Raw genomic sequence first — 19381 nt, forward strand, 5'->3', positions numbered from 1 at the left:
TATATTATTGGTTATTACAGCCAATTACGACCACATCAATATAATGGCGGATTAACACCGAATGAATCAGAACGATTATATTGGTTAACCTCTAAAACCGTGGCTAGTATTTGTTGACCACTACATTAGCAGATAAAAGGCTTTTCATTGTATCGTCGAACAGGTCTAGATTATCAAATAAAAACGTTTGTTGTTTTTGGTATTCCATGACCTTTGTTTCTAGTTCTAATTCAATCCCTTGTAACGTTTTGTCATGTCCGTTATCCATCAATTGACTAGATAGTACTTTTTCACCAATTGCGGTCAGTACAATACGATCTAGATATTCCTGTTTGATGTACGGGTAGCATTTAACTAGACGGTTAGCGCATCGGTAGTACTCAGTTTTTTGAGTGACGTTCCGAGCGATGCACATAACTGAACCACAACAGCCACAGTACAGTTTTTGAATCCCAGATAGGATAGAAACCTGTTTACGCTGGTTGTTTGATACCTTTGTTTGTGCGTCCTTTATAGCTCTTATCTGGTAATACTCAGATTCAGTACATAAAGTAGGGTAGTAATCTGTTAATACATGATCCTCGCCTTGGTGATTAACTTCTAGAACACCGTAGACGCTTTTTGTATTAAACATCTTTGTACATGCGGAATAGGACAATTCTAGACCTACAGAGTGAGCATAGCGCATGACCGTAGATACACCGTATCCGTCAAGGGCAAGAGTGATCATGTGTTTAGCGTGATCCCAGTTTACTGGATGTGGTCTAACGGTTTTAGTTGGTTTATCTATAGTGATCCAGAATGGATGACGACCGATACCAACATCAAAACTATGACCATCGAGTTTTTGACCGTCTTTAGCTTGTTGGATACGGTGCGATGCATAACGGTTTGTTAAGTGACTTTTCTTTGCTGATTCTTCATTAGCTGTTTTTAGTGCCAACGTAGCAAGGATTGAAGACATAGGATCATCCATCTTGTATAGATGGTTGTCTATTGTGGTGTGTATCATTACACCTGCTGAGATAATGCGATTGTATAGCACTTCACTTGCTGTTAGGTTCTGTCTAGATAGACGGTCTAACGCTCGCATAACGATGATGTCACCGCTAGAGATTAGACCACTCTTAATGTCGGCTAATAGCCGTGACAATTCACCTACAGAAGCGTTTTTACCTTTGTATGATGATACACCAGCATCCTGATAGAATAGATGTGAAACGGTCGTGCTGTACTGTAGGGCAAGCTGTTCGAGTAATGCATTATCGTTTTGAAGCGATAGACTCAACCCGTCTATCTGCTTTCCACTAGATACACGAGCATAGGGTATAAGAGCCATAAAAACCCACCGTTTTTAAAAGATGCGTGAGTATACATTGGTTTCGGTGATGCTAAAGACTCATGTTTGAAAATACTTGAGCACCTGTAAATCGTTAATAGTAAAGTAAACAATGCCACTCACATGAGTGGCATTTTTATTTCTAATCACTATTTAATAAATAACGCCAAAGCAATGTTTCGCTCGAATCGGGCAAATAACGTAGAGAGATCCGTCAACACAACATGCATAAAATTAATACTCTTTTGATTGAGTAAAAGAAGCCGAAGCAACGAAGGCTTCACATGTCACTTCTCTGGTGAGTATCTAATATAGATAATTTTTATCCTTTTTAAGTATAAAGTGTTTGCCTTATGGCATGAATTGACCGATATTTAATGTTTGCATTTTTTTACATGACATAACTTTGACAATTTAGTGAGAAATAATGTTAAAGTATATGAATGAAAACGTATGTACTTTTATTCTCACTCTTATTTACTACTGCTAGCCATGCTGAAGGTGTTTCATTACCTGAAAGATTGGCGGCTGTTCGAACAGATTTATTGGAAAGTGAACCTGTATCTACATACGACTTTCGTAAACTACAAAGTACCTATCCAGCACCTTTACTGTTGCCTTCTAGCTTATTACCTCAAACTAAAAAGTATCCTCTTTCAGCACTGAGGCAGCTATATCAAAACTCGTTAACATGTAAGGGCCCGTGGCCTTATTCACCATTGGTAACACAGCCTGTAGTTTTTACTCGAGCTATTTGTAATAAGACAACGTTACCAAAAGGGTGGTTTGTTCGTTCAGGATATATTCATCCCGGCGGTGGTAGTTATGCATATCGTTATTTAGCTGAACACCCAGGAAAGGTGTCAGAACTCAGTAAGTTTTTGCATATTAAAGAACACCCATTAGCGTCATCGACAACCTTACTTGGTCGTTTACAACGAATGAATAGCGATGAAATTAAAGTATTAATTTCTGGTGCTCGTTTCTTCATTGCGAACGGTGAACTATGGGTACGAAATGGTAATGTCTATAACCTTTATAACCAGTCAACATGGTTAAAGGTCTTAGCCCGTCATGGTTTGCATTTAAAACGCTTAAATCGTCATGATTTTTGTTTAGCTCAGAATGGAAATATATGTTGGCGTGAAGAGAATAAGTCACACTTAACGTATTACTTACTGGTATGTTTGTTGGTAAGTAATGCATTATTACTGGTAAGTTGGGGAGTTTATCGTTTCCGTATTCGTCGCCGAGATATGCAAGAACGCATGTTAGTTCTACAAATTTTGACGCATGAATTAAGAACGCCTATAGCAAGTTTAGCGATGACTGTTGAAGGATTTAGACGCCACTTTGATGAATTACCAGAAGGTCTGTATGATGAGTTTAGGCGTTTGACTGATGATTCAAGACGATTACGACAGTTAGCTGAAGCAAGTAAAGATTACTTACAAGCTAACCAACAACAATTAAGTACGCAAGAAGTTGAATCCGTCAATGAATGGTTAGGCTATCTTGCTGAAGAGTATGATGTAACTTTACATCTTGCTGAAGATAGAAGTGTTCACGTAAATATTTATTGGCTTGGTACATGTTTAGATAACTTATTTTCTAATGCTCATAAATATGGCGTAGCACCAATTACATTAACAACTTCATACTATGATGGAAAACTTAAAATTGTGGTTCAAGACCAAGGCCCATTAACTGCCAAAGATTGGTCTAAACTGCGTAAACCTTTTGTTAGTGAACAAGGTTTAGGTTTAGGTTTGACGATTGTAGAATCAATGATTAATAGAATGGGGGGGAAATTGAAATTAATAGGCCCACCAACCACCTTTATATTGGAGATACCGTGTGAATCAAACTCTGCTACTGGTTGAAGATGACCGCAACCTTGCTGATGGTTTACTCGATTGCTTAAAGCAAGCTGGTTATAACTGTTTATATGCAGATTGCGCTAGTAAGGTAGACGCTTTATGGAAAGAGGCCGATCTTGTTGTTCTAGATCGTCAATTGCCTGAAGGTGACTCATTAAATTATTTAGGCTCATGGCTTAAAAAGAAGCACGTTCCTGTTATTTTATTAACTGCAATGGTATCGATTAACGATAAAGTTGTTGGTTTAGATTCTGGTGCAAAAGACTATCTAACGAAGCCTTTTGCTGAAGAAGAATTACTTGCACGAGTACGCGTACATCTTCGTGGTGACGATGAAGATACTGCAGCAGCTAATATCATTAAAGTCGGCGATATCATTATCAATCAAGAAAGCCGTGAAGTCATTTTTGATAATGAAAATATTACGTTAACGCGTACTGAATTTGAACTTCTTGTATTCTTATCAAAAAATGCAGGTCGTGTATTTACACGTGACGAATTACTTGATCAAGTTTGGGGTTATAACCACTACCCAACTACACGTACGGTTGATACTCATATTCTGCAATTACGTCAAAAATTACCAGGTATTGATATCGAAACATTACGTGGTGTCGGCTACCGTATGAAGCCATAAGTACTGGTTATTAAATGAGAAGAATAACCTTTTTCTTGTGTCAGTTAGGTATTATTAACGCTTTGTTCTTAATACCTAACGCCAACGCAGCTTGGTTTGTAGATCAAAGCTCTTATGCGGCTGCCCATCGACATTTACTTGAAGGTCAAACTGATAAATCATTTGAATCGATTATAGAGGCTTGGCAGCAATCTCCGACAACAGATCAGAAAGCGAATCTTAATGGTTTGCTTGATCTTGCGATTACAGAGGACTGTGGCCATAGCCTTGATAATACAGTTTTACCTTCTTGGTTATCCAAGTTATCGATTGAGCGTTCTGTGGTTCAAAACATTAATCAGCAGTTACTTAAGTTATCGATTGTTGGTTCAACACGAGTTAACATTACGAAGATCAGTTTTTCTAAGTGGCCTAATGATAATTTAATTGATGCCAAACCTGTGGTTGATGATGGTGGTTACTTTACGGTTGATGCGAAAAAGCTCGATCATAAAGTAGAAGCAGGATTATATAAGTTGACGATTATCGCTGATGGTGAACCCGCTTGGAATAAATGGATTGTGCTTAATGAGCCGCCAGCCAAACAGAACTTAGGTTGGAAAGACAGCAATTCATGGCGTATTGATCATGTGGCTAAATTGAATTCATCATGTCCTGCACCGAGTTTGTCGATAAAACTGTATGACTTAAATGATACAGATTGGCGACCATTATGGAGCGAACAAACGGACATTTATCTGCCGACTAAGTTACCCAAACTTAATATCCCTGAAGGGCGATATTGGCTTGATGTTGGCTTAATTAAAAGTCGATGGCAAGGTGAGATATCTATTTTAGACATTCAAAGTATCACTCGACCCATTGATTACTCTGATGATACTCATTAAGTTTAAAACCACTTTATACGAGTGGTTTTTTATACTCTTAAACATGTATAATTAATGCATGTTTAAAGTGGTGAAAATTATGCAAATTATCGACAAAGCAAAAGAAGATAAAATACCTGCAATTTTACGATTAGGCTTTCGACCGTTTTTTCTTGGAGCAAGTGCTTTTTCAGTTATCGCAATGATAATGTGGGCATTGTTCTGGTCAGGTGAGTTTCAATTATCTAGTTTTATGTATTCAAATCCTATTTGGTGGCATAGCCATGAAATGCTATTTGGATTTTCAGGCGCAGTCATTATTGGTTTTTTATTGACGGCTGTACAAAACTGGACAGGGCAAACAAGTATTAAAGGCACTAAACTACTTCTGGTTTTCAGCCTTTGGTTGATTGCTCGTATCGGTTTAATGATGGGCTCAGTTAGCAGTCTTTGGCTGTTTATTGATACATTATGGATTGTCGTGGCTATCTACTATCTTGCAATACCAATCATAAAAGTTAAACAGTGGCGTAATCTTTTCTTTGTACCCGTTTTACTACTGTTTGCTTTTACCAATATTCAATTTCATTTCATTGCATTAGGCAAGAGTCATCAATCTATTGCTGATATTGCTTTACCTGTCGTGCTTGTTGTTACTGTGATTACCTTAGTTGTTGGTGGTCGGGTTATCCCATTTTTTACTTCACGCGGAACAAATACTGAAGTTATTAAACGAATTAAAACGATTGAATATCTTGCACTTATACCTGCTTGGTTGTTGCTGCTGGCGACATTCTTTATAAATAACGCAACAATAAATGGGGTTATTGCTCCGTTGTCGATCGTTGCGGCTACAACTAACTTTGTTCGTCTTTATCGCTGGCGCACAATCTCAACACTCCGTATTCCACTGTTGTGGTCTTTGCATCTTGCTTACTTGTCTTTAATTATTGGTTTATTTTTGCTTGGTTGCAGCTTTTACACAACAGCGATCAGTGAGTCTATTGCTATTCATATTATTACCATCGGCGGACTAGGGGGAATGATACTAGCAATGATCTCGCGTGTATCTTTAGGACACACTGGTCGTAAATTGCAAGTTGGGCGTTTTATGCAGGTTGCGTTTATTGCGTTATTTTTGTCATTACTAGCACGAGTATTACTGACTACTGTCGCGCCTGCTTTGTTACTTGATGGCTATGTGATTTCTGCAAGTTTGTGGGCTGTTGCTTTTGGGATTTTCACCATCGTCTATTTTCCAGTACTCACAAAGCCGCGTGTTGACGGTCATCCAGGGTAAGTGACTAAAGTGAGAGTCTGTATTGATAAGCTTGATAATCAGTGACATTATCGGCTATTCACTCTAAAATAATGCTTCGTTCATCAACAAGAAGATAGTTATGTACAATCACACTCCAACGCTCAATCATGAACAACAACAAGAAGCTGCTGAGCGTATCCATGAGCTGATGGCGCAAGGTATTAGTAGTGGTGAAGCGATAATGATTGTTGCTCACCAGATCCGAGAAGCGGATATAAAGCGTCGTGAAGCGGCTGGTGAAACCTTCAGTGATGAAGAAGAGTAATAAAAATAAGAGCTTAACGGCTCTTTTTTTATAATTGGATACTTTTATTTCAAATAAAAGCTTGTTCAATTGTATGCTTTTATTATACAAATAATAAAAACATAATTTTATTAGGGTAATTATATGAATGACCGATATTTACAGGCTCAAGCTTTTGCTAAAAGTCGACATGGCGAGCAAAAATACGGAGATTATCCTTACTACGTACATTTAGATACAGTTGCTGAATTTGCACGACCATATGGTATTGATGCAATGATTGTAGCTCAACTACATGATGTGATTGAAGATACTGATACCAGCTTTGACGAGTTGGCAGACTTATTTGGTTTTACCATTGCTGATGCAGTGAATTACGTCACTGATGTGAAGTTAGAAGATCGAGCGAAACGAAAATTAGAGATAAATCAACGGTTACTATCACTTGATCCAGCTGAAGATGCAGCACGCTTAGCATTAATTGTTAAAACCTGCGATCGCTTAGCTAACGTTCAATCAAGCAGTAATAATTCACGCCGCCATTTCTTAATGTATCAAGCTGAGCATGACGCTTTTAAGCATGCTGTTTATCGTGCTGGTCTCTGTGATCCTTTATGGCAACAATTAGACGCGCTTATTCATTCAAAAGATTGTGTTAACTGTGCTTAATGCATGAAATTTTGTGGTTAGTTAATAAAAAAGCCCGTGTATTTGATAAATACACGGGCTTTTTTATAAGTTGTTTATGACGACATATAGCTGTCAGTCATTATTCCTCATCGTAAATCGTCGGAATAGGTTGGCGCTTATGTTGGGTTGCTTTATAAATAGAGATTAAGCGATCGCGGACAAAATCGGTAACGGGTTTGCCTTCTAAGAAGTCATCAATCTGATCGTAAGAAACTTGTAAAGCATCCTCGTCAGCTTTTTGTGGCGCTAATTCTTCTAGGTCAGCTGTAGGTACTTTATAAACTAATTGTTCTGGCGCACCAAGTTTTGCTGCTAGAGCACGAACTTGACGTTTATTTAAACCAAATAGAGGTGCCAAATCACAAGCACCATCACCAAACTTTGTATAAAAACCGGTAATGTTTTCAGCTGAATGATCGGTACCAATAACTAAACCGCCGACAAGCCCTGCAATCTCGTATTGAGCAATCATACGTGTGCGAGCTTTTACATTGCCTTTCACGAAATCGACTTTTGCGTTGTCGCTAGGAATAAGCCCAGTATTTTCTAATGCAAAAAGGGTGCTTGCATGAGTGCCATCAACACCATTTTTAATATTAACGCTGACAGAGTGACTAGGCTGGATGAAGCTTAATGCGAGTTGTGCTTCGTCTTCATCTTGTTGTTCACCATAGGGGAGACGAACGGCAATAAACTGGTACTCGTTGCTGTTAGACACTTGGTTTAAACCATCAACAGCAAGTTGAGCAAGGCGACCACATGTTGTTGAATCCACGCCACCACTAATGCCTAGTACAAGTGATTTACAGCCTGATTGTTTAAGTTTTTTTTGAATAAATTCAACTCGGCGTTGGATTTCAAAATCAACGTCAATGACTGGTAGCACGCGCATTTCAGTGCGGATAAGCTGTTCCATGGTATATGAATCCTTAAGAGAGTTAGCCCAAATATTAATCATTTGAAGCGATATAATGGATAAATGAGAGATAAACCATTACACCTTTGGCAAAATCATGCGATAACTCGTTATTATGATCAATGCTAAAGATAGATATTACTAAAATTAAGGGGCATTTTCCTATTAAATGCTTAAATAATAGTTACATCATTAGAAATCTCTAGTGTGAATATAAGTAAATTGATAGAACAAAAGGTTTGATGGATGAAACAAACACTTGCTATATTCGGTAGCGCTTTTAATCCGCCTAGTTTAGGGCATCGTTCGGTTTTAGAACGATTAACGCATTATGACGAAGTGCTTTTACTTCCAAGTTACAATCATGCTTGGGGTAAGAATATGTTGGATTATTCATTACGTTGTGAGTTAGTTTCTGCTTTTATCGATGACATTTCCCAAGATAATCTCGTGCTGTCCACGTTAGAGCAAGATATCGCAGTAGGTGATGAGGCGATAACAACCTATGCGGTACTTGTTGAATTACAAAAGCGTTACCCAAACCATCAAATTACATTTGTTATTGGCCCTGATAATTTCTTGAATTTTGGAAAATTTTTCATGTCAAATGAAATACTTAGTCAATGGCAAGTGCTTGCATGTCCTGAAACGGTGCCGATTAGAAGTACGCTAATTCGAGAAGCATTAGCTAAAAATCAAAATATCAGTGATTTAACAACGGCAAGTGTTAGCCAGTTATTAATGACAGACGAGCGTTATCATTTTTAACTTTAGGGGATATGGCGAAGTGTTTAAACAAATCTCATTTGGTGTTTTTTGTTGCTTATTATTTATGTTTTCTTCGTCAACTTACGCTTTCAAATGCAAAAATTATTATTCTTTAGATACTGTTTCTCAGCCTTTTAGTATCGATTATCTAAATAATACCAAAGACTGCTCAGCACCTATTTATAGCATTGATCGCAACAATAATATAAACCATTCGCTAATGTTTTCACGCCACGATAACGCTATACCATGGAAAATTGATTCTAATAGTTATGGTGATAAATTCTGGCTACACTGGGATGATAAATTTGCAGACTCACCTGTTTTAATGGATCACAATTCATCGACGTTTTATGGTTTAGGTTTTTGGATGCCGACTAACGATGATGATGAAGCATTCACAAGTGCAGCGGGGGCTGAAGATTGGATATTAAACCATGGACTGCAAATGAGTTTAGGCTTTGGTGATATTAGTGGTCAAAAACCACGCGTGAGGTTTGATTATCGTTGGCATAATAATAGCCATGTTGAAGATGGCGTATCTATGCAAGTTCATATCCCTCTGAATTAAAAAACGCCCATGTTAAGGGCGTATTTCATTTAGCGTAAGCTTTCACCTAAAATTGGCAAAGAAAGTGCGTCTACCATTTGTTCTGTCGTATTCAATTGAGCCGCAATTTGTGGGAGCTTTCGTCCTGAACGACTTAGCTTAAGTACTTCTCGCATTAGAATGCAGGCTTCACACTCTTTTACTGTCATATTCATTACAGATTCAAGGCTTGATATGGCTGTTTTTTCAGTTATTTTATTGCCTTTTAGCATTAATGCTAATGAATTATGATGCTGCTTATTGATCGCTGGACAAAGTGATTGAGTCGACACAGAAAGTTTTTCAACTTTATCTGCAATGACTTTTAATAAACGACCTTCTGCGCCATCCCATTTATGATCTTGAACGGGAGATTTTGCCAATTCATCAAGCACAGCTCTTACGAGCGATGACACAACAAAAAAGCCTGCATCAGTGCATAGTGGCTGTGTCATACGAACCGAAAAGGCCACTTGGTAAAATGTTGCACCAGGTAGCACTGTGATGGCATGTAAACAATCAAATGGGATCCAGAAACCATGACCCTTAGTGATCATGTGCTCTTGTTTACCTAATCGGATTAACACACAACCATTCGTTACAACAATAAAGTAAGAAGATTGGCTCTTTTTGCGTGAACCAACAAAAAGAAAAGGGTGTTCGTTATTTGAAAACTCAATAGCTTGTTTCATACTGACTCTCTTACACATAAGCATGCACATCTTCGTGTTTTTTTCTATTAGCGTCAACAAAGAGGGTTATGTATTAACTAAATACTGTAGATATCATTTCTTAACATGATCAAATTGGTGCAAAAAATAGCAGCTACGATGAAAAAGTAGACAATTATATGAGGTATGACCTCCAACCATCACGGTTATTGACAGAGGTTGTTTGGTTAATCATTATTTATTAGTAAAATAACTCAGTTTTTTCAACATGAAGCATTACTGTGCATATAGATAACGATATTTATAAAGAAATTCGCCCGTATAATGATGATGAAGTCAGTGGTGCGATTCAACGACTCATTGATGATAAAGATTTTATCAACGCTATTTTAAAGTACCGTTTCCCACATGCGTCGGGCATGTTTGGTTGGTTGCTTATTCCCCTTATTAAACGTTTCCTTGTGAAGAAATGGTCAGGCATTAAATCGGTCAAAGATATTCAAAATCAAGTTGCCAAATATATGCAAGGAACTATTGAACATTCATGTGACGGTGTAACGTGCACAGGCCTAGATAAATTAGACCCAAATAAGGCTTACTTATTCGTTTCTAATCATCGTGATATCGCGATGGATCCTGCAATGGTTAACTGGTGTTTATTTAAAGAGAACTTCAACACAGTACGTATTGCCATTGGTGATAACTTACTGAAGAAGCCTTGTGCAACAGAATTAATGCGTTTGAATAAAAGCTTTATTGTAAAACGATCCGCAAAAGGGCCACGTGAATTGATGAAATCACTTGGACTGCTTTCAAGTTATATCTCTCACTCTTTAGAAACAGGAAACAATATTTGGATTGCTCAAAAAGAAGGGCGTGCCAAAGACGGTAACGATAAGACAGATCCTGCTATTTTAAAAATGTTCTTTATGGAAGGACGTAAGCAGAAAATTCCTTTTTCCGAGTTTATGAGTAACTTAAACATTGTCCCTGTCGCGATTTCTTATGAAAACGATCCTTGTGATGTGGCTAAAGCTGAAGAACTTTATCAAAAAGCATCAACCGGTAGCTATGAAAAAGGTGAGTTTGAAGACATCGAAAGCATAGTACAAGGTATTGTAGGGCAAAAGCGTCGTATCCATATTAGCTTTGGTGACGTCATCAACAATGCACCAGAGACGCCTGAAGAATTAGCTGAAGAAATTGATCGTCAAATTACTGAAAATTACCATTTATTCCCAGCCAATTTCATTGCTGCGAATATTGATTCAGACATAGTGACAGACGAAGAAAGAAACAAGTTTGCCCAAAAACTTGAAAATCATAGTGACAGTGTTAATGATATCTTAAAGCAGATGTACGCGTTGCCTGCACTCAAAAAACAGCAACAACACTCTATGTAATAGCTATAAAACGATGTCGTTTTTTTCGATTAATAAGGAACGGCATCGTTTTTTAGTACACACCGAAGTATGGATCATAAGTAACAATAATTGCTTTAGGTATGATTATTTCAGCGCCATTTTTCCAATTATCATCGATATGTTGATATAGATTAGACTCTTCCTCAGATACCAATAACAGTTGAATCCTTTCTTCTTCAATATCGAATTGAAGTGCAATATAAGACGCTATATTAAATAGCCGCTCGTAACCTAAATCCGTCGTTATATGTTGAATAATAACAATATAGGTTTGATGATAATTTTTAAGAGCGTAACCAAAGTTATTCAATACTCTTTTAGTATCAACGGTTAATTTGTTGCTGTTATCACTAAAATAGACAACATTGTACTGATCTTGGATTTCAACTAATAATGCTTGCTTTGGTATATAAGCTTTAATTTGTGTTGTGCTCTGATTTATAGGACTAGCGTCGCTAAAATTATGTATCGCATAAGCTGGAAATGTGGTGAATGCGACAGCCACTAAAATTGTAATTATAGTTACTGAATAGTTAAATAATCTATTAGTTATGAAGTTAGAAAAAAATGACGGCATAACATGCTCATTGTACTTGTATGATTATCAGTTTAGTACAATGAACATTGTTATAGCCTAAAATTAAGGTTATTCGTCTTATTTGTGATTATCTATGATTGGATTGATATTTTTATAGGGTGGTAGAGACATCCGATCAGCCATATAATCAATAAAACAACGTACTTTGGGTGCAAGATATTTACGTCTAGGGTAAACAGCATAAATAGGTAATTCTACTGTCGTTTTCCAATCATTAAGTAAAGTGATTAACTTATTTGTTTTAATCTCGTCCGTTAGCAGATAGGTTGAGAGATAAGCAATACCTAAACCACTGACGGCAGCATCAAGCACTGCAGGTGCATTATCAATACGATAATTACCATTAACTCGAATGGATTGCTTTAATCCATCTCGTCCAAATTCCCAGTTTACATATTTACGCTCGCGGCTTTGGTAAGTAATACAATTGTGTTGACGTAAATCACCAGGGATAATGGGCTCACCATGTTGTGCTATGTAATCAGGAGAAGCGACAACGACGAATTCACATTTAGCGAGCTTTCGGGCTACCATTCCTTCAGGTGGATGTTCATGAATAGCAATCCAGCAATCAAAGCCTTCTTCTAAAAGGTTTGGGCGGTGATCAAATAAACTAATTTCAAGCTCTAGTTCAGGATTTTGCTTTTGAAACTCAGCTAATGCGGAAGTGATATGAATATTACCGAAAGATTGAGCGATGCCAATTCGTAATAGACCTGTAATTTCATTTCGATATCCCGCCACCATGGCTTCCGCTTCATTAACTGTATCAATTAATTGTTGGCCATAGTCTGCGTATTGCACGCCAATTTCAGTTAATACAACGGTACGTGTACTGCGTTGAACAAGCTGACAGCCTAACCTTTCTTCTAAACATTTTATTTGCTTACTTACCTGAGACTTTGATATTCCCAAACGATCAGCAGCTTTCGTGAAATTTTGTTCATGACCAATAGCAGCCAGTATTACCATCTGTTGCAAATTATCAAGCATTTGGTATTCCAAGTTACGCTGTCACGATGATATGGCGTAACAAAATAATCGATTAACACTATCTATGCATTATGATTTTTTGCCTCATAAACATCAATCTATATGTATGAATATAAATAATAACTTACATCATTTTAAACGATTTAAATAATTAGAACGGAAACGTTATGATAGCGCTATTGCTAATGGAGGAATGCATGTTTACCGTTTTTACCACCTTTTTATTATTGGGTCTATATAGCTTTGGCGGCCCAGCAGCACATATTGGTTTCTTTCAACGTTCTTTTGTACAAGAAAAAAAATGGATTTCTGATGATGATTTCACTCATGCTGTAGCGTTATGTCAATTTTTACCGGGCCCTGCCAGTAGTCAACTTGGTATGTATATTGGTTATAAGAAAGCGGGATATTTAGGCGCCGTTGCTGCCTTTATGGGTTTTACTTTACCTTCTTTTGCATTATTAACAGGACTTGCCATTGTTAGTAGCAGTGTAACGTCTAACTCTGTTGTTGATAGTTTAATCATCGCGGCAAAACTACTTGCCGTTATCGTCGTTGCTGATGCGCTATGGGGAATGGCTAAAAAGAACTTAACGACAGCCCTAACAATTACCGTGGCAGTGGTGACAGCTATTTGGGTCTATTTTAGTTCCGGTCTACTTGGTCAAGTGTTGCCTATCTGTGTCGCGGCAGCTGTTGGCTACGCATTGTCATTTAAAACGCAGATTACACCAACAAATAAACTAACGACTAGCATAAAACCACACCTTGGTATTTTAGTTACATTTGGCGTGTTGTTAGTGGGGTTACCCTTATTAGCACCTTACAATAGCGGTATTAATTTATTTAATATCTTCTACCAAGCAGGGAGTTTTGTTTTTGGCGGTGGGCATGTTGTATTACCACTCCTACAACCAATGATGGAAGGGTTAGTAGGGGAGTCTACCTTTATTAATGCTTACGCATCTGCACAGCTTGTACCTGGTCCAATGTTCACTATGGCTAGTTATTTAGGTGCTTCGATAGACGGTATACACCCAGTGTTAGGTAGCTTGATAGCAACCATTGCTGTGTTTTTACCTGGCAGTTTATTACTATTTGCATTTATTCCAGCATGGAAAGCGTTGTTTGAGCATCAACGATTAAAACAATCAATCACTTTAGTCAATGCTTGTGTTGTTGGACTATTAGCCAGTGCTTTTGTTAGTCCAATTATTACCAGTGGCGTTAAAACCGGATTTGATGTTGTAGCAGTTGTGGTTGGATTTATTGCGTTTAAATATTTCAAATGGCCGGTATGGGTGTTAGCTTTGATGCTTTTCACAACCAAATATTTGATCTTAACTTAATAACATCAATTAGTTAAAAAGAAGGGCTGCTTTATGCAAGCCCTTCTTTTATAGAATAATCAAAACAGCTTATAGGCTTGGATGTGGTATAAACATTAACTCCTAATGCACTATAACTTTATAACCTATAATGAAAACAACTTACCAATCGAGAACTAATTGATGATTTTTAATAATTAATTCAGGCTTAGTAGATTTAAGCAACGCTTGTTTCATTTCGTTTTCATCTAGCTTATAGACAGGTTTGGTTGATAGCACCTGTCCAATAAGTGAAACAAATGGAGTGATAACCGGTTTAGTCAGTATGTTATTAAACTTCTCCGGTTTTATTGTCAATGATTCAATATTTAAACCACGTAAATATATCGCCCCTTCATTTTGATTATAATAGGGGATGGCACTGAAATTTGCTTTAACAACAATATCTTGAGGTGGTTGGCCAGCAAGCTCTAGTTGAGCGCTAGCTGTAGTATCAACACTAACACGATTGTCCGCGACACGGCCAATGCCTACTTTTACTTTTTCAAACTTACCTGTTGCGTAGGCGATACCTTGAATACCAACAGAGCGTTCAACATTCGTTTCTTTGTTTATGTAGTTTTGCATCTCACTTTCAGTGATACCGTAACTACTACAGCCAGCAAAGAAGAAGGCAGAACTCACAATAATCAGAGCTTTTAAGCGCATAAAAAACCTTAAGAAAAATATATATGCTTTATTTATAGCTCATATTAATAAAAAAAAGCACGTAAACCTACGTGCTTAATACTCTCAAACAAATATTAACTGTTAGCAAACAAAACAGAGATATCATAGTTATCACGGCTAAGTGAGCTTTTAAGTTTTGCTAATGAGGTAACTTGTAATTGGCGAATACGTTCTCTTGTCAGTCCCACTTCTTCTGCAACTTCTTGCAAAGTCTGTGCTTCATAACCTTGTAAACCAAATCTTCTACATATGATTTCTTTATCTCGGTTATTTAAACAATTGAGTACGTTGGATGTTATTTTTTGGATTGCTAAATCATCAACATGTTCATCAGGTTTTGCACTGTTTTCATCTGCAATTAATACCGCTATTGACTGATTACTTGCTTCATTTGAGAATGATTGATCGTACGATACAATAGGAGTGTCATAAGAAAGGGTTGTCGATACATCATCAAGGGTTTTATTTAAAACTTCAGCAACTAACTCTGTACTTGGTTCCTGATTGTTTTTCTTTACTAATTGTTTATGCGTCCGAACAATGGTGTTAATTTCTTTTGATACATGAACAGGTAAACGTATCGTTCTTCCTTGATTATGTATTGCACGTTCTATTGTTTGTTTTATCCACCATGTAGCGTATGTTGAAAATCTAAACCCTTTTTCTGGATCAAATTTTTCAACAGCTGTCATTAATCCGATATTACCTTCATCAATTAAATCACTGATATGTATGTTACTGCCTCGGTATTTTTTTGCGATACTTACGACTAATCGTAAATTACTCTCAATCAATACATTTTTACTATTAGCATCACCGCACAAGCTTTTTCGGCTATATAAAATTTCTTCTTCTTTCGTTAAAAGTGGCTTTTCTGATATTTCTTTTAGGTATAAATGAACGATATCCCCGCCATGTGGAAATTGTTCTTCTTTGTTTATATCCATTTCAGATCCCTTTATGATATTTATATTTAAAGTTTATAAGCCAACTATCAATAAGCAACGAGGCTCACACTATCATAAAGATTTATTCTATTCACCCATTTTATTAATCAGTTAATAAAAAATTAATACTACTTCACATTATAAATTCAATAAAAAATACCTACAAAGCATCCACTAGTCACTATAGAAATAAGATCTCACGTTTTAATAATAAAAACTATAAATTTTATGAAATCTTACCAACCACTAATAGTACTTAAATGATATTGATTCTCATTTGTATCGATGTATGATGAAGTTATTGTTTAAGGAGTTAGCTATGGTCTCTACCACAATTTCTGTTAAGCCCGAAATGGCTATCTTCAGTTTAAAACTAAAGAAAAAACTACTACTTCTAGGTCCAGCATTCATTGCGGCTATTGGTTATATTGATCCCGGTAATTTTGCTACAAACATAGAAGCGGGCTCTTCTTTTGGCTATCAGTTATTATGGGTTGTTCTTTGGGCAAACCTAATGGCTATGTTGATCCAATACCTATCTGCAAAGTTAGGTATAGTGACGGGGAAAAATCTCGCGGAACATTTACGAGAACATCTACCCAAATGGGCGATAGCTCCATATTGGATTCAGGCCGAAATTATAGCTATGGCGACGGATTTAGCTGAATTTATTGGTGCTGCTGTTGGTTTCCAATTATTGTTTGGTATTAGTTTAATGGAAGGAGCAATAATAACAGCCATAGTAACAATGGCTATTTTATTATTAAGTAATAAAAGCCAGAAACCATTAGAAGTTGTCATTGCAACATTATTATTAGTCGTAGCTGTTGTATATGTTATTGAACTTTTCTTTGCTCATCCTGCTGCAAGCGAGATGATAAAAGGTCTTGCTATTCCAACGTTAAATAGTTCACATCAAATTTATTTAGCTGCAGGTATTTTAGGTGCAACAGTAATGCCGCATGTTATTTATTTACACTCGGCGCTATTTAAAAATACTTACGGTGAAACAAAAGCAAAAAGATTAAAATCAACACGTTTAGATGTACTCATTGCAATGGTTATTGCAGGTTTTGTGAATATTGCAATTGTGGCAATGGCAGCAGCCGTTTTCCATTATTCAGGTAATCAAGATATTGCTGGGATTGAAACGGCGTACAAAACATTAACGCCACTTGTTGGACAAGCGGCATCTACATTGTTTGCTATTTCTCTTATCGCATCAGGCTTATCATCGACTGTTGTTGGCACGATGGCTGGAGATGTCGTAATGCAAGGTTTCGTAAAATTTAAGATCCCTTTGTTATTACGCCGTCTTGTTACAATGATCCCATCATTTATCGTTATCGGGCTTGCTATTAATACCACTGAAATTTTAGTGATGAGTCAAGTCGTTCTTAGTTTTGGTATTGCATTAGCTATTATACCGTTACTCATTTTCACTAATAATGAAAAACTAATGGGTGAGTTTAAAAACAATAAATACGTTAGTTATGCAGGTATTGTTATCATTGCTCTTGTTGTTGCCTTGAACATATACCTAATGGTGACACTTTCTTAAATAATACATCCAATCAATTAGATGAATAAAAGCCAAACGTCACTTGTTTGTTATTTATTGGCAGTTTTTTTGTTTCATCAATAAACGTAGTGCTTTATTTTTATATTTAAATTCTTTTTTAGCTTTCTCTGATGCAACGTTTAAGATCATTTTAGAACGCTTTTCTAAGCTTTCTAGTTTCGTTTTTAAGCCTTCACAAGGTATAACACTGTATTGATTCTTATACTGTTTCACACTTTGAGCCTCAGAAGGGAAAGAGATAAGTAAAAAAATCGAAATTAATGAGCTAATGACACACATTTTCATGATAAATACTCCTTTCTATGGCGTATTATATTTCATAAGTGTTAATTACTAGTATTAAGTTTTACAATAAATGTGAGGTAAGCAGTTATTTTATAAAATACATAAGGTTATCAATTACATTACCGACTCGGAACTACACCTTTTAAATCATCATCAGTACGTCTATCGTAGCGTTGGGTTGTCGTAATACTACTATGTCCCATAAATTTACTGACTAATAATAAGTCGTAACCTGAACGCAAAAGATTAGTTGCCACTGAATGTCGAAAATCATGGGGTGAAACAATACGAGAAAAACCTAACATATTGAGTTTTTTACACAAATCATTAAGTGTTTGTGTTGTTAAACGCATATAAGTCAATGTTTGGTAACGATTAATAGTGCAAAATAATGCAGGTAAATTCGGGTTAAAATCTTGCAAACGAATGGCTAGCCATTTTTCCATCGCGTTATATAAATCACTATTTCGAGAGAAAGGAACATAGCGCTCCTTATTACCTTTACCAACAACACGTAGCTGGCACCGATCCATATCAATATCAAAGGTATTTATATTGACCACTTCTGCTCGACGTAAACCTGCCTCATACATTAACCAAAAAATAGCATTATCTCTCAATGCCTTAGTTTCATTCTTTTGATTAAGCGTAATAGCTGAAATATGATCTAATTCATTATAGCTAAGGTATCTGCCACTGGATTGACGAGATCCCCTCGGTAATTTAATTGCTTTTATACGTTCTAAATTTTCAACTGAGATCAACTCAGCGAGCCAGGCATGTTGAGCTACACCGCGTAACATGCGAAGTAAATTATCAGCAGTTGCTGGCGCATAGGCTTTTTTTTGATCGCTGATTTGGTTATCTATTCGATCACTTAAAAACGATTGCATCGTTGATTGAAGAATAGGGGCATATAAAATACCAGTCCAATCAAAACGCTCAATACAACTTCGAATACAAAAACAACTAAAGGCCTCTAACATCACTTTTGATTGTTTTGATAATTCAAACGCATAGTGCTGAGGTAAAATCGGTTGAAGCCAACCACTTTCTATCGTTGAGTTTTTAAAACTTCCAAGATCAAAAACTGCGACACGATCTTTAAATTCAACAACACGAGAGGCAGGTAAGTTTTGATTATCTCTAAGAAATTTAGCTACATTCAATAAAGCGTTAAGTAATGGCTTTACTTGTAAGTTCTTTATTGGCTCATTCGCACTGAAGTAATGATTTTTCATTTTAGCTTTTTGTTTAGCGCGAGCAATCAGAAATGACTTAACTGCATCAATCAGCTTTTCTTGATTATTAAATAGTTCAATCCAATCAATGAGTTGGAAGCTATCTCCCAATACATAGCGTGCAAGCCTTTCAAGTGAATAACGCGCATTAGCTTGACCGCCGGTGGTGTCAGTCGCTGATAATGAATACACATAAGATAACGCAGGATTAGTCGAAGCATAATTTATATGATTAATGCGTTCTGCTAATTGTGTTTGCTGACGTAACGATGTGGTTCTTAAACTCGCGGCTCTTGGATCGATAGGGAATTTGTTCTGCATTACATAAGTTAT

20 protein-coding genes are annotated in these 19381 nt (G+C 36.7%); 11 read left to right on the plus strand and 9 right to left on the minus strand.

Annotation, left to right across the window (positions count from 1 at the left end; translation table 11 throughout):
• Positions 1–103: 103 nt before the first annotated feature.
• A complete protein-coding gene (locus C9J40_RS15820) occupies positions 104–1339 on the minus strand; it encodes a recombinase family protein (RefSeq protein ID WP_107247391.1) in 1236 nt (411 codons plus the stop codon).
• A gap of 443 nt (positions 1340–1782) precedes the next feature.
• Between C9J40_RS15820 and vxrA the strand changes: the two genes are divergently transcribed.
• From vxrA to C9J40_RS15850, 6 genes are all read left to right on the plus strand, one after another.
• Positions 1783–3222 (plus strand): sensor histidine kinase VxrA, encoded by a 1440-nt coding sequence (gene vxrA, locus C9J40_RS15825; protein WP_107207165.1) that lies wholly within the window; start codon positions 1783–1785, stop codon positions 3220–3222.
• Complete coding sequence (locus C9J40_RS15830) at positions 3197–3856, plus strand: response regulator transcription factor (RefSeq protein WP_005365159.1); 660 nt, start codon at positions 3197–3199, stop codon at positions 3854–3856. Before vxrA ends, C9J40_RS15830 begins: the two co-directional genes overlap by 26 nt.
• 14 nt (positions 3857–3870) lie before the next feature.
• Entirely contained in the window at positions 3871–4743 is an 873-nt protein-coding gene (locus tag C9J40_RS15835) for a DUF2861 family protein (protein ID WP_233217638.1), read from the plus strand.
• 79 nt (positions 4744–4822) lie between these two features.
• Entirely contained in the window at positions 4823–6022 is a 1200-nt protein-coding gene (locus C9J40_RS15840; protein ID WP_107247392.1) for an NnrS family protein, read from the plus strand.
• A 100-nt stretch (positions 6023–6122) separates the two neighbouring features.
• Complete coding sequence (locus C9J40_RS15845; protein ID WP_005365166.1) at positions 6123–6308, plus strand: YoaH family protein; 186 nt, start codon at positions 6123–6125, stop codon at positions 6306–6308.
• A gap of 123 nt (positions 6309–6431) precedes the next feature.
• Positions 6432–6956, plus strand: a complete 525-nt coding sequence (locus tag C9J40_RS15850) for an HD domain-containing protein (protein WP_107207162.1) — start codon at positions 6432–6434, stop codon at positions 6954–6956.
• A gap of 100 nt (positions 6957–7056) precedes the next feature.
• On the opposite strand, the gene nadE is transcribed toward C9J40_RS15850, so the two are convergent.
• Positions 7057–7893, minus strand: a complete 837-nt coding sequence (gene nadE, locus C9J40_RS15855) for an ammonia-dependent NAD(+) synthetase (RefSeq protein WP_107207161.1) — start codon at positions 7891–7893, stop codon at positions 7057–7059.
• A 246-nt stretch (positions 7894–8139) separates the two neighbouring features.
• Between nadE and C9J40_RS15860 the strand changes: the two genes are divergently transcribed.
• Positions 8140–8661, plus strand: coding sequence for a nicotinate-nicotinamide nucleotide adenylyltransferase (locus C9J40_RS15860; protein WP_107247393.1), 522 nt, complete (start codon positions 8140–8142; stop codon positions 8659–8661).
• A 19-nt stretch (positions 8662–8680) separates the two neighbouring features.
• Complete coding sequence (locus C9J40_RS15865) at positions 8681–9232, plus strand: hypothetical protein (RefSeq protein WP_107207159.1); 552 nt, start codon at positions 8681–8683, stop codon at positions 9230–9232.
• Between the two features lie 29 nt (positions 9233–9261).
• On the opposite strand, the gene C9J40_RS15870 is transcribed toward C9J40_RS15865, so the two are convergent.
• Positions 9262–9942 carry an AraC family ligand binding domain-containing protein gene (locus tag C9J40_RS15870; RefSeq protein ID WP_107207158.1) on the minus strand — a complete coding sequence of 227 codons (681 nt, stop codon included), beginning with the start codon at positions 9940–9942 and terminating at the stop codon, positions 9262–9264.
• A 260-nt stretch (positions 9943–10202) separates the two neighbouring features.
• Between C9J40_RS15870 and C9J40_RS15875 the strand changes: the two genes are divergently transcribed.
• Complete coding sequence (locus C9J40_RS15875; protein WP_107247394.1) at positions 10203–11324, plus strand: 1-acyl-sn-glycerol-3-phosphate acyltransferase; 1122 nt, start codon at positions 10203–10205, stop codon at positions 11322–11324.
• 52 nt (positions 11325–11376) lie between these two features.
• Here C9J40_RS15875 and C9J40_RS15880 read toward each other — a convergent pair whose 3' ends face one another.
• Together C9J40_RS15880 and C9J40_RS15885 are read right to left on the minus strand one after the other, a co-directional pair.
• Complete coding sequence (locus C9J40_RS15880; RefSeq protein ID WP_107247395.1) at positions 11377–11922, minus strand: hypothetical protein; 546 nt, start codon at positions 11920–11922, stop codon at positions 11377–11379.
• 78 nt (positions 11923–12000) lie between these two features.
• Positions 12001–12936 carry a LysR family transcriptional regulator gene (locus C9J40_RS15885; protein ID WP_107247396.1) on the minus strand — a complete coding sequence of 312 codons (936 nt, stop codon included), beginning with the start codon at positions 12934–12936 and terminating at the stop codon, positions 12001–12003.
• Between the two features lie 197 nt (positions 12937–13133).
• On the opposite strand from C9J40_RS15885, the gene chrA reads away from it, so the two are divergent.
• On the plus strand, positions 13134–14285 hold the full coding sequence (chrA, locus tag C9J40_RS15890; RefSeq protein WP_107207154.1) for a chromate efflux transporter: 1152 nt from the start codon (positions 13134–13136) through the stop codon (positions 14283–14285).
• Positions 14286–14426: 141 nt separating this feature from the next.
• Here chrA and C9J40_RS15895 read toward each other — a convergent pair whose 3' ends face one another.
• Both C9J40_RS15895 and rpoS read right to left on the minus strand, forming a co-directional pair.
• Positions 14427–14972, minus strand: coding sequence for a DUF1439 domain-containing protein (locus C9J40_RS15895; protein ID WP_107207153.1), 546 nt, complete (start codon positions 14970–14972; stop codon positions 14427–14429).
• A 95-nt stretch (positions 14973–15067) separates the two neighbouring features.
• Positions 15068–15940: an RNA polymerase sigma factor RpoS gene (gene rpoS, locus C9J40_RS15900; protein WP_107207152.1), complete on the minus strand. Its 873-nt coding sequence runs from the start codon at positions 15938–15940 to the stop codon at positions 15068–15070.
• A 319-nt stretch (positions 15941–16259) separates the two neighbouring features.
• Between rpoS and C9J40_RS15905 the strand changes: the two genes are divergently transcribed.
• Positions 16260–17501, plus strand: coding sequence for an Nramp family divalent metal transporter (locus tag C9J40_RS15905; protein WP_304589087.1), 1242 nt, complete (start codon positions 16260–16262; stop codon positions 17499–17501).
• Between the two features lie 54 nt (positions 17502–17555).
• Here the strand turns inward: C9J40_RS15905 and C9J40_RS15910 are convergent, their stop codons facing one another.
• Together C9J40_RS15910 and C9J40_RS15915 are read right to left on the minus strand one after the other, a co-directional pair.
• Positions 17556–17807 carry a hypothetical protein gene (locus C9J40_RS15910; RefSeq protein ID WP_107207151.1) on the minus strand — a complete coding sequence of 84 codons (252 nt, stop codon included), beginning with the start codon at positions 17805–17807 and terminating at the stop codon, positions 17556–17558.
• 119 nt (positions 17808–17926) lie between these two features.
• Complete coding sequence (locus C9J40_RS15915) at positions 17927–19369, minus strand: tyrosine-type recombinase/integrase (protein WP_107247397.1); 1443 nt, start codon at positions 19367–19369, stop codon at positions 17927–17929.
• Positions 19370–19381 lie beyond the last annotated feature (12 nt).

The organism is Photobacterium sp. GB-72 (assembly GCF_003026095.1).
Taxonomy (GTDB): Bacteria; Pseudomonadota; Gammaproteobacteria; order Enterobacterales; family Vibrionaceae; genus Photobacterium.

What these genes read in the sequence shown, in the direction of transcription:
- C9J40_RS15820 (WP_107247391.1), bottom strand. Translation starts at nt 1,339, where the DNA reads ATGGCTCTTATACCCTATGCTCGTGTATCTAGTGGAAAGCAGATAGAC.
- vxrA (WP_107207165.1), top strand. Translation starts at nt 1,783, where the DNA reads ATGAAAACGTATGTACTTTTATTCTCACTCTTATTTACTACTGCTAGC.
- C9J40_RS15835 (WP_233217638.1), top strand. Translation starts at nt 3,871, where the DNA reads ATGAGAAGAATAACCTTTTTCTTGTGTCAGTTAGGTATTATTAACGCT.
- C9J40_RS15840 (WP_107247392.1), top strand. Translation starts at nt 4,823, where the DNA reads ATGCAAATTATCGACAAAGCAAAAGAAGATAAAATACCTGCAATTTTA.
- C9J40_RS15845 (WP_005365166.1), top strand. Translation starts at nt 6,123, where the DNA reads ATGTACAATCACACTCCAACGCTCAATCATGAACAACAACAAGAAGCT.
- C9J40_RS15850 (WP_107207162.1), top strand. Translation starts at nt 6,432, where the DNA reads ATGAATGACCGATATTTACAGGCTCAAGCTTTTGCTAAAAGTCGACAT.
- nadE (WP_107207161.1), bottom strand. Translation starts at nt 7,893, where the DNA reads ATGGAACAGCTTATCCGCACTGAAATGCGCGTGCTACCAGTCATTGAC.
- C9J40_RS15860 (WP_107247393.1), top strand. Translation starts at nt 8,140, where the DNA reads ATGAAACAAACACTTGCTATATTCGGTAGCGCTTTTAATCCGCCTAGT.
- C9J40_RS15870 (WP_107207158.1), bottom strand. Translation starts at nt 9,942, where the DNA reads ATGAAACAAGCTATTGAGTTTTCAAATAACGAACACCCTTTTCTTTTT.
- C9J40_RS15880 (WP_107247395.1), bottom strand. Translation starts at nt 11,922, where the DNA reads ATGCCGTCATTTTTTTCTAACTTCATAACTAATAGATTATTTAACTAT.
- C9J40_RS15885 (WP_107247396.1), bottom strand. Translation starts at nt 12,936, where the DNA reads ATGCTTGATAATTTGCAACAGATGGTAATACTGGCTGCTATTGGTCAT.
- chrA (WP_107207154.1), top strand. Translation starts at nt 13,134, where the DNA reads ATGTTTACCGTTTTTACCACCTTTTTATTATTGGGTCTATATAGCTTT.
- C9J40_RS15895 (WP_107207153.1), bottom strand. Translation starts at nt 14,972, where the DNA reads ATGCGCTTAAAAGCTCTGATTATTGTGAGTTCTGCCTTCTTCTTTGCT.
- rpoS (WP_107207152.1), bottom strand. Translation starts at nt 15,940, where the DNA reads ATGGATATAAACAAAGAAGAACAATTTCCACATGGCGGGGATATCGTT.
- C9J40_RS15905 (WP_304589087.1), top strand. Translation starts at nt 16,260, where the DNA reads ATGGTCTCTACCACAATTTCTGTTAAGCCCGAAATGGCTATCTTCAGT.
- C9J40_RS15910 (WP_107207151.1), bottom strand. Translation starts at nt 17,807, where the DNA reads ATGAAAATGTGTGTCATTAGCTCATTAATTTCGATTTTTTTACTTATC.
- C9J40_RS15915 (WP_107247397.1), bottom strand. Translation starts at nt 19,369, where the DNA reads ATGCAGAACAAATTCCCTATCGATCCAAGAGCCGCGAGTTTAAGAACC.